At 57.3% G+C, this 10,544-nt stretch carries 8 protein-coding genes; 1 reads left to right on the top strand and 7 read right to left on the bottom strand.

The window, feature by feature from the left end; translation table 11 throughout:
• Window positions 1–3: 3 nt before the first annotated feature.
• A complete protein-coding gene (locus ACQUTP_RS09655) occupies window positions 4–699 on the bottom strand; it encodes a helix-turn-helix transcriptional regulator (protein WP_004228166.1) in 696 nt (231 codons plus the stop codon).
• 680 nt (window positions 700–1,379) lie between these two features.
• On the opposite strand from ACQUTP_RS09655, the gene ACQUTP_RS09650 reads away from it, so the two are divergent.
• A complete protein-coding gene (locus ACQUTP_RS09650) occupies window positions 1,380–1,796 on the top strand; it encodes an Exc2 family lipoprotein (protein ID WP_004202462.1) in 417 nt (138 codons plus the stop codon).
• Between the two features lie 18 nt (window positions 1,797–1,814).
• Here the strand turns inward: ACQUTP_RS09650 and ACQUTP_RS09645 are convergent, their stop codons facing one another.
• From ACQUTP_RS09645 to ACQUTP_RS09620, 6 genes are all read right to left on the bottom strand, one after another.
• Window positions 1,815–2,966 (bottom strand): Gfo/Idh/MocA family protein, encoded by a 1,152-nt coding sequence (locus ACQUTP_RS09645; protein WP_135711686.1) that lies wholly within the window; start codon window positions 2,964–2,966, stop codon window positions 1,815–1,817.
• A gap of 1 nt (window position 2,967) precedes the next feature.
• Window positions 2,968–3,990: a sugar phosphate isomerase/epimerase family protein gene (locus ACQUTP_RS09640; protein WP_004202459.1), complete on the bottom strand. Its 1,023-nt coding sequence runs from the start codon at window positions 3,988–3,990 to the stop codon at window positions 2,968–2,970.
• A 16-nt stretch (window positions 3,991–4,006) separates the two neighbouring features.
• Window positions 4,007–5,212, bottom strand: coding sequence for an MFS transporter (locus tag ACQUTP_RS09635; protein WP_025999301.1), 1,206 nt, complete (start codon window positions 5,210–5,212; stop codon window positions 4,007–4,009).
• Window positions 5,213–5,399: 187 nt separating this feature from the next.
• Entirely contained in the window at window positions 5,400–6,776 is a 1,377-nt protein-coding gene (gene pheP, locus ACQUTP_RS09630; RefSeq protein WP_004202454.1) for a phenylalanine transporter, read from the bottom strand.
• 107 nt (window positions 6,777–6,883) lie between these two features.
• Window positions 6,884–9,067: a TonB-dependent receptor gene (locus tag ACQUTP_RS09625; RefSeq protein ID WP_032455669.1), complete on the bottom strand. Its 2,184-nt coding sequence runs from the start codon at window positions 9,065–9,067 to the stop codon at window positions 6,884–6,886.
• Between the two features lie 59 nt (window positions 9,068–9,126).
• The gene (locus ACQUTP_RS09620; RefSeq protein WP_265241395.1) at window positions 9,127–10,209 is read right to left on the bottom strand and encodes a YncE family protein; all 1,083 of its coding nucleotides are present in this window, start codon (window positions 10,207–10,209) and stop codon (window positions 9,127–9,129) included.
• Window positions 10,210–10,544 lie beyond the last annotated feature (335 nt).

Genomic DNA, 10,544 nt, shown 5'->3' with positions numbered 1-10,544 from the left:
CGGCTAATCCAGCGCGGGGATGGTATGCCTGAAGCGCAGATTGCGCAGGCGATTGAGCCCACCGAACTTCTTGCATAAAGAGTATTGAAAGCGGTAGACGCTGCGGGTATCGCACGCCATGATACGGGCGATATCCTGGCTGGAATGCCCCTCTGCAAGCAGGCACAGCGTCTTCATTTCATGCTCCGTCAGCGACGGTGTGCGCCTGCACAGAAGGTTCCGCCCCAGCATAACGCGTTTTATTTTATTAATTAAGTTGCTTAAGTCACTATTCACTTCCACTACTGCCCAGGAAAACCCGGAACGCAGCCTCCAAAAATTAGCCATTGGCAGCATGTTTTTATCTGCTATCAGAATGATTTTCAGACCACTATCCCGCAATTTCCTGGTCCAGCACTCATTCAGAAAGTACAATATATTTCCCAATGAAAAATCCACCACCACTATACCTTCAGGTACAAAACAGGTGAGTTCACGGAAAACCAGATCATTTACTGCCCGTTTAAAAAAATAGTTCCTGTCTGGCCACACAGAAAATTTCTTTTCTCCGCAGAGAGTGCGCTCTATTTTATTTTTCGCTTCAATCCGGCAGTTTAATCCACAGGCGATACATTTAATCTCACAGTTACACCCTCTCATTATAATTACCTCGCAAGTCATTAAAAAATTTAGTAAAGATACATAAGCAATATCAAACACTTTGTAAACAATAAACCCAAAGTGTATTTTATTTACTATAAGATAATAAAATAAAGATTAATGTATAATACCCTTGCACAAGCAGATAAATATCAACACAAGCAATCAAAAGTTAAAAAAAAACTGAAATTTAACCTCATACTGTTCCTATGTTTAGCTGCCATACTTATGCATTACAGCTAATAAATATCATATTTATTATTTTGATGCCTGTCAGTAAAGATAAACGTGATATGCAAACCAGCGGCTAAATCAGTCTGGGCCTGCTGTCAGAGCGATGGAGGATGTGAAGAGTAAATAAAATTTGTTTCTGCCGTAGCGAACTGTGCGAGGAATGCCTGAATCATTGTGAATTCAGCATGAACGTTGCTTATAGGGATAAGGATCCCCGCCGTAGCCCGATAAACACGTCTAAGGGTTGCCAGCTTATCCGGTGTGGAAGAGCGCAGCCATAGAGGTGGATCCTGCAGGCTATCATAAATGACCTCTGATTGGCCTGCCAGCCTGGCGCGAAAGCGTGGCTCAGTGAGACAGCGTCTCGGGACACTATTAATAATCAGGGCTTCTCTCCCGCCCCGATAACGCGCATCCTTTTGCCGTTTCATATTCTCATTAGCGCAGGAGGCGCAACAGACCGCCTGCGCCCCATTTGTTCTTTTATGATTAAGGATGATATCCCCATGAGGCTCTCCACCGCGATTCTCGCCCTCAGCTGTGCCCTGGCAACGATCACCGGCTGCACCTCGTCAAAATCGTCACCGGAACGCCACGCCTACGCGTTCGTCGCCCACCGCTCCGATTTTGTCGGCGGCAACTTCACCGTCAACCGTCAGGAAAATTACCGTTTAAACCTGCCGACCTTCACGGCGATGTACGCCCGCGGCCAGCAGGATAAAGCCGCTGGCATGAGCGAAAGCGACGCCCGCCGCACCGCGGAGGCCATCAAACAGCAGGCGGCGCAGGGCACCCGCACCGAGCACGCCTTTACCGGCAACGCCAGCGACAAATGGGATAATGCAATGGAAAATAAAGATGCCGTCCTGTTCGGCAACGAACTCTCCGGTGCCTATCTCGACGGCTATCTTGGGGTGAAATAATCCTTCGCTCCCCCGCCCTCAGCGTTCGACGCTCACCCAGCGCTGCTGCTGATGGCTTTTGACGATCGCCTCGATGATGTACATCACATCGGCGCCGTCGTCGAAAGCGGCGAAGCGCCGGGCCCCGGCCTCCGGCATCTTCCCGGCGCGCACCGCCTGATAAAAATGCCCCATCATATTCTTAAAGGCGTCCGGCCAGCCCTCAATATGGCCGCCGGGGTAATGGGCGCTGTCAGCGATCTCCGGCCGCAGCAGGCTGGGGTCGTCGCTGAGCCGCCGATCCGGCTGCTCGCGGTGACCGATCCACAGCCGCTGGGGCACTTCCTGATCCCAGGCCAGAGAACAGCGGCTGCCGTTAACCTCCACCGCCAGACGGTTTTTCCGCCCGGCGCTCACCTGAGAGACCATAAAGCTGCCTTTGCTACCATCGTCAAAACGCAACAGCACCGTGCCAAAGTCCTCAGTATCGACAGGCCGGGTTTCATATCCCTGCGCCTCGTGAACGGCGCTGAAGGTCGCTTGGCCATTGACCGGCGCTTTACGCGTCGGCCAGACGATAGACAGATCCGCCATCACCTCGACAATCCGCCGACCGGTCATAAACTGCACGGTATCGCACCAGTGGGAGCCGATGTCAGCCACCGTCCGCGATGCGCCGCCCTGCGCCGAATCAACCCGCCAGTTGTAATCGGTCTCCAGCAGCATCCAGTCCTGTAAATAGCTGCCGTGCGCCGCGAAGATCCTGCCGACCTCGCCATGGCGGATCATCGCCGCCGCCTGCTGGACCATGGCGAACTGTCGATAGACGAAGCTGACGCCATGCACCACGCCGGCCCGGGCGGCAAGCGTCACCATCTCCCGCGCCTCCTCCGCCGTCATACACAGCGGTTTTTCGGAGAAGACGTGCAGCCCGGCGGCGAGGATCTGCCGGTTAATCTGGGCATGCAGATGGTTCGGCGTACAGTTATGCACCACCTGTAGCCCCGGATGGGTCAGCAGCGCTGCCACGCTGTCGTAGGCATGGGCAATATTCAACGCTTGCGCCTTGCGCTGCGCCGCCTCAAGGCTGCTGTCGCACAGCGCCACCACCTCGATATCCCCCAGCCGCCGCAGCGCCTCCAGATGCGCCGGGCCAATAAACCCAGCCCCAATAATCGCAACCTGAATCATGTTATTCCCTCCCACCGGCGGCAAAGTCATCGAAGGCCCGTCCGGCAACGGGAATGATATGGCGACGAATAAACTCGCTGCCCTCGCGCGCGCCGGTCTCGGCATCCTTCAGGCAGCACTCCCACTCCAGCACCGCCCAGCCGTCAAAATCATATTCGGTCAGCTTACTGAACACCCCTTTGAAGTCGATCTGCCCGTCGCCGGGAGAGCGGAAACGGCCAGCCCGCTGCTGCCAGGGCTGATAGCCGCCGTAGACGCCATTGCGCCCGTTGCGGCGAAATTCGGCGTCCTTGACGTGAAACGCTTTAATACGCGCATGATAGATATCGATATAGGTCAGGTAATCCATTTGCTGCAGATGCAGGTGGCTCGGGTCATAGAGCATATTGCAGCGCGGATGGTTATCCACCCGCGCGAGAAAACGCTCAAAGGTCACGCCATCGTGCAGGTCTTCGCCGGGGTGGATCTCGTAGCAGACATCGACCCCCTGCTCGTCGAAGAGGTCCAGCAGCGGCCGCCAGCGCCGGGCCAGCTCGGCAAAGGCCTCATCCAGAAGCGACTGATTATGCGGCGGCCACGGATAAAAAAAGGGCCATGCCAGCGCCCCGGAAAAGGTCGCATGCGCCTGCAGCCCCAGGCGGCCGGAGGCCACCGCCGCCTGGCGCACTTTCTCCACCGCCCAGCGCTGGCGCGCCTGCGGATCGCCGTGCAGCGCCGCCGGGGCGAAGGCGTCAAACGCCGCGTCATACGCCGGATGCACCGCCACCAGTTGTCCTTCAAGATGAGTGGACAGCTCGCTGATGACCAGCCCATGCTCCGCCAGGGTGCCGCGGACCTCGTCGCAGTAGGTCTGGCTCGCCGCCGCCCGCTCGACATCGAAAATCGCCGGGTGGTTGCAGGGGATCTGCAATGCCTTGTACCCCAGGCCGGCGGCCCACTGCGCCATCCCCGCCAGGGTGTTGAACGGCGCCTGCGGGCCGATAAACTGCGCCAGAAAAATGCCCGGTCCCTTGATCGTTTTCATACCCCCTCCTGTAAAATTAGTGCGGCTCTTTCTCGTTGTACTGGAAAGAGAAAAGGAAAATCAGCGCGATAACCGCGGCGGCCACCGCCGGGATCCACCAGAAGGTCACCCAGGCCTGCGGCACGCTCTGGCCGGCCACCAGATGGTTATACAGCGCGCCGGAGATCTGCGAGCCCAGCAGCATGCCGATCCCGTAGGTGAACATCACAATCATGCTCTGCGCCTGGCCTTTGACCTTCTCGCCCGCCACGCGGTCGGTGTAGATAAAGCCGACGACAAAGAAAAAGTCATAGCACACGCCGTGCAGCAAAATACCCAGATAGAGCAGGAAGCGCCCCTCTTCGCTGACCCCGAGGGCGAAAAAGGCATAGCGAACAAACCACGCCGCCATGCCGATAAGCAGCATGTATTTCACCCCGAGGCGACGGAACAGCAGCGGGATCACCAGCATAAAGACGATCTCTGACATCTGGCCGAAGGACATCGCGGTGCTGACATCCTTAACGCCGGCATCCGCCAGATACGACGCGGTATAGGCGTAATAGGTGCCTAACGGCACGGAAATTAAGGTGGCGCAGAGGGAGAAAATCAGGAAATGGCGGGTTTTCAGCAGCGCGAAGGCGTCCGCGCACAGCAGATCGCGAAACTGAACCGGCATGCCTTTGGCCGGCGCCGGGGTGTGGGGCAGCGTCAGGCTGTAGATCGCCAGCGCCACCGAACAGAGCGCCGCCACGGTGAAGATGCCGGTGGTGTCAGAGATGCCGGTCACCCCGATGCAGATCCCGGCGATAATCCAGCCGATGGTGCCGAACACGCGGACCACCGGAAAGGTTTTATCGACGTTAGCCAGGCTGTGGAAGGCGATATTGTTGGTCAGCGCCAGGGTCGGCATATAGCACAGCGTATAGCCGAACAGCAGGCCAATCAGCAGCGCGCCGTTCTGCGCCACCAGCGCCTGGGGGACAAACCACAGGATCGCCGCCCCGGCCAGGTGCATCACCGCCATCACCTTCTGCGAGGCGAAAAAGCGATCCACCAGCATCCCCAGCACAAAGGGGGACAGGATGGAGGCGATCGGCCCGGCGGAGAACGCATCGCCGATCAGCAATGACATCTCATAGCGGGTCATCACCAGCCCCAGGGTCACCGACCAGCTGCCCCAGATAAAGAACTGCATAAACATCATTAACGACAGCCGCGGCACCAGAAAACGGTGGCTCACGCGGACACTTTCCCGACCTTCTGTTGTTGTGACCATGTTGCTCGCCCTCAGAAAAGTAATCGATTACAAAATCGCTCCAAACAAAAGTAATCGATTACAAAAAGAAGATCGCCAGGCAAATGCCCCACCTGCGAAGAGGATCACAATAAAAAGCCAGGCAGCCCCGCCGGACGGCGGGGCATCTCGCTTACGCCGGGCGGCGCAGCAGTTTGAAGGCGATAAACAGGAACAGGATCCACACCGGCAGCAGGATCGCCGACAGGCGCATCCCGTCGATAGTGCACATCAGCGCCAGAATCAGCCCAAGGAAAGCAATGCAGAAGTAGTTGCTGGCGGGCGCCAGCAGCGCTTTAAACTTCGATTCACGCCCTTTGCGGCGCTGGGCGGCGCGGAACTTCAGGTGCGCCATACAGATCATGATCCAGTTCAGCAGCAGCGTCGCCACCACCAGGGCCATCAGCAGTCCCAGCGCTTCATGAGGCAGTAAGTAGTTCAGCACCACCACCAGCGAGGTGATAATCCCCGAGAGCAGCAGAGAGTTCACCGGCACGCCGCGCTTGCTGACGCGGGCGAGGAACGTCGGCGCATTGCCCTGCACCGACAGGCCAAACAGCATCCGGCTGTTGGAGTACACGCCGCTGTTATACACCGACAGCGAAGCCACCAGAATGACGAAGTTCAGCGCGGAGGCCACCAGGTTGCTGTCGAGATGATGGAAAATCATCACGAACGGGCTACTGTCGGATTTGATCTCCACCCACGGGTAGAGCGCCAGCAGCACCACCAGCGAACCGATATAGAACAGCAGGATACGATAAACCACCTGGTTGACAGCTTTTGGAATGCTCTTTTCCGGGTTTTGCGCTTCAGCGGCGGTGATGCCGATAAGTTCCAGCCCGCCGAAGGAGAACATGATCACCGCCAGCGACAGGATAAGACCGTGCCAGCCGGTGGCGAGGAAGCCGCCGTGTTTCCACAGGTTGTCGAACCCGGCTTTGCTGCCGCCGTGGCCGCCAAACAGCATCCACAGGCCAAAGGCAATCATGCCGATAATCGCCAGCACTTTTATCAGCGCAAACCAGAACTCCGCTTCGCCATACAGGCGCACGTTGACGAGATTGACGGCGTTAATAATAAGGAAGAAGGCCGCCGCCCAGATCCAGGTCGGGACGTCGGGCAGCCAGTACTGCATGTAGATCCCGGCGGCGGTCAGCTCCGCCATTCCCACCAGCACGAACATCACCCAGTAGTTCCAGCCGGAAAGGAAGCCGGCGAACGGGCCCCAGTATTTGTAGGCAAAGTGGGCAAAGGAGCCGGATACCGGCTCTTCCACCACCATTTCGCCCAGCTGGCGCATGATCAGAAAAGCGACAATCCCGGCAACGGCGTAACCCAGTAATACCGCCGGACCGGCCATCTGGATAGCGGGACCAATGCCGAGAAACAGCCCGGTGCCAATCGCGCCGCCAAGGGCGATAAGTTGAATGTGTCGGTTCTGTAAACCGCGATGAAGCGTCGGGCCGCTCTCTTCTACGGCATCCGACGACGTTGACGCGTCTTTCACGTCGTTCCCCTGTGTGTTTTTGCGAAGGGGCACCTTTTATCACTAAGGGGGGATTGTCGCAAGTTGCGAGGGGCGAGCGTCAGCCGCCCGCCCCGCTTTTTTTAGCGTCAGAAGTCGTAGCTCATTGAGACGCGAACGGTACGCGGATCGCCTTCGAACAGGTAAGTACCGGTATCGTCAATGCCGGACCAGTACTTCTCGTTGGTCACGTTGGTCACCCCGACGCGCCAGGTCATTTCGTTCTGGTCGGCGTTCAGACGCATACGATAGCGCAGGCCTAAATCCAGGGTGGTGTAGCTATCCAGCTTTTTGGTGTTGGCCGCATCGGCATACTGCGGACCGCTATGATTCACACGCGCGGTCGCGGTCAAGCCCTCCACCGGCTTGATGTCATACTCGGCGCCGAGCACCGCGTAGAAGTTTGCCACCCCGATGGCATCTTTACCGTCGGTTGCGCCTTCAGCGGTTTTAGTCTGTTTTGCATCCAGCCAGACGGTACTGGCGTTAAGACGCAGTCCCAGCATCGGCTCGCCAAAGACGTTCATCTCTACGCCGCGGTTACGCTGCTCGCCGTCGAGGCCGTAATTGCCAGCGGTATCGGAAATGGCGTTCGGTTTTTTGATTTCAAACAGCGCCAGCGATCCGCCGATCGTACCGTAGTCGATCTTGACGCCCACTTCGTCCTGCTTCGAGTGCGCGATACCGGTGCTCTCACCGGCATTGGCCGCCGTCGTCGGCGCCACGGAACCCGGCTGCAGCGCTTCGGTATGGTTAGCATACAACGACAGCGACTCCCACGGTTTGTACACCAGGCCAAACGTCGGCATCCAGCGGCTTTGGGTATAACGCGAGGAAGTATCTTCCAGTCCGGTGGCGTTGCTGTAGTTGCGCACGACCACTTTCTGATGGCGAGCGGCGGCGGTAAACAGCACTTTATCGTTAAAGAAGCCGAGGGTATCGCTCAGCAGCCAGCCCTGCGTACGACTGCGTGAGGTGACCAGCGGATCGTGGTAGTTACCGCCAAAATAGGCGTTATCCGGCATGGCCACATCGCGGTTGTCATAGATATTGGTGGTCGGATTCTTCGCCGACATCCGCCAGGCGGTGGCATCGGTATGCACCTGCGCCGCATAGCCGAGGTTCACCTTATGCGAAATCGCGCCGGTATTAAAATCGCCGCGAACCCCGCCCATGCCGCTTATCGCGTCGATGATGCGGTTAGTATCCAGGCGGCCAACCGTGGCATCGCCGTTTTTATTGAGCAGCTTCGGCGCGCTGTAGGTGCCAATTTCATGCGAATGCTGGCCGCCAAGGGCGCTGTATACCGTCCAGCTATCGGTCAGGTCATATTCTGCCTTCGCCATACCGAATTCGCTTTCGATATCGCTATAGCCCCACTTCTGGCTGTAGTTTTTGCTGTTGTCCGGCAGCGCCGGGACGAAATCCACGCCGCTGATATTGACGCCCATCGTACCGCCGTGGAACGTTTTCTTCTGGTAGCCGAAATCCAGCGAGGAGCGGAAACGGTCGCCACGGTAATCAAGTCCCAGCGAAGCCAGCGTGGTACGGCGTTTATCGTTATCGATAGCGCCTTCACCCTCGCGATGTACCAGGTTGACCCGGGCGCCGAACTGGTTGTTGTCGCCGAAACGCCGCCCAAGGTCGAGGGTGCCGCCCACCTGAGAATCAGAAGTATAGTCGACGCCAACGCGCGCGGTCGGCAGATCTTCCGCCCGTTTCGGCTCAAGGTTAATCATCCCGCCGACGCCGCTGCTGGCCGCACCGTTAAGCAGGCTATTGGCCCCTTTAAAGATTTCAACGCGCTCCAGCATCTGGGTGTCCATCACCTGACGCGGCACCACGCCCGCCAGGCCGCCAATGGTCATATCGTCGCCATCGAGCTTAAACCCGCGGATTCGATAGGTCTCGGCGAAGTTGCCGTAGCCCTGTACGGCCTGCACGCCAGCGTCGTTACTGACGACATCGGCGATGGTTTTCGCCTGCTGATCCTGAATCAGTTTCGAGGTATAGCCGATAACGTTAAAAGGAACGTCCATCGCCTTTTGTTCGCCAAGCATCCCCAGACGACCGCCGTGAGCGATCTGCCCGTCGAGGAATGCCGGAACCACCAGGTCGCCGCCGGATTTAAAATCGCTGGTTTCGTTAGCCTCGACGATCAGAGTCTCTTCGCCAGGCTGCTTCGCGGCCACCGCCGCCTGGCTGGCGGCGCCGATGGCTAAGACCAGCAGCGTTTTACGCAGCGGGAAGGATGAATAGAGCGTGGTGTGCATAATTTGCCCCGTGGATGAGGATAAATGAATCAAAGGGCCCGTCGTCGGACCCGTTATTTTTATTGCGCGTTCAGGTCAATGCGTACGACGCTGTCCGGGCCTTTTGTGGAGTGGTCTTTATTGAAGGGCTGTTTGACGGTGACAAACAGCGTCTGACCATCGGCGGAAAGCAGCATACTGTTAGGATTGGCCGGTAACGCCCAGCTTTTCTTCAGCGTGTAGCGGCTGGCGTCAAGGCTGATGACCTTGCCGGATTCTCGCTGTGAAATATAAATTTCCTGGCGTTTCTTATTGAACTGCACCGCCAGCGAATCGCCGACGTCGAGCTGTTTAAGCAGCTTGCCGCTGTGGATATCCAGCACCAGCGTGGTTTTCGCTTTCGAGTTATCGGTCACGAACAGGCGGCCGGTGTCGCTATCTTCAGCCATATTAAGGAGCAGCGCTGGCTTGTCGCCCAGTGGCTTCCAGCGCTGTTCAATGCGCTGGTTATCTGGGTTGATCACCAGAATTTCACCGCTGCCGTTAGCGGCGTATACGCGCCCGGTTTGTGCGGAGTAGTGCAGTCCGGTCATCCATTTACCGGTATTTGTAATGCGTGTTTTCAGCTTCAGGGAGGTGGCATCAACCACCCAGATTTGCGCCGGGTCGGCGACCGCGCCCACGTAGAGAGTATTGTTCAGCAACAGCAGCTGACGCGCCCCATAAGGGCGTCCTTTTTCATTGCGCTCGCTGAACAGCAGGCGGTTTTTGACCTTGCCGGTAGCGGTATCGATAGCGCTGATGCCGCCGTCCAGCGAATTGCTGACATAAAGCGTTTTACCATCCGCAGAGAGCTGCAAAGCGAAGTTTTTCAGATCGGTATGCGTCAGGCCGATGGTGTTGAGGGTTTGCGGATCCAGTGTGTAAACCGCCCCACCCTGCACATGTTTAAAGCCTTCGGCGCTGGCGACGTACAGCGCATCACCCTGCGGGCTTAGCGCCATCTCGTACAGTCCTTCCGCTAGATGGCGCTGCAGCGGTTGCGCCACGTTAGGGGCTGGAGAGTCGATAACCGATTGGGAAACGGCAGAGGAATGATGCGTCGCGCAGCCGCTTAACGCCGCGCTGATGGCCAGCATCAACGCCGGAAGTGTGTATTTCATTGGATCAACCCTATAAAAAATCAATGACCCGATGGACGCGCAGCGGCCGATATTGTGTGTTTCCAGCCTGCTGTCTTTACGTCACCCTACGCCTTCGCGACTCTTTGTGAACGACTCACTGGCGCAGCTCGAACCTTGCCTGACATGCAAATAAAAAAGAGAATGAGAACTATACGCATTATCCAATGTCAGGCAAGCCCTGGCGGGCAAAAAAGATAATCTGCTAATTTTTTTTACGGCAATGGCGGATAACGGGGGGAAGAAAGGATCCGCGAAGGGAAAAAGAGTCCCGGAAGCGAGGCAGTGCCCCCTCCCGGTTTCAGGGCCAGAAGGCG

Origin of the sequence: Klebsiella sp. 2-CIP_Kleb., assembly GCF_050378715.1 — a bacterium.
GTDB lineage: Bacteria > Pseudomonadota > Gammaproteobacteria > Enterobacterales > Enterobacteriaceae > Klebsiella > Klebsiella quasipneumoniae.
This window is presented reverse-complemented; position numbering and strand designations above follow the sequence as displayed.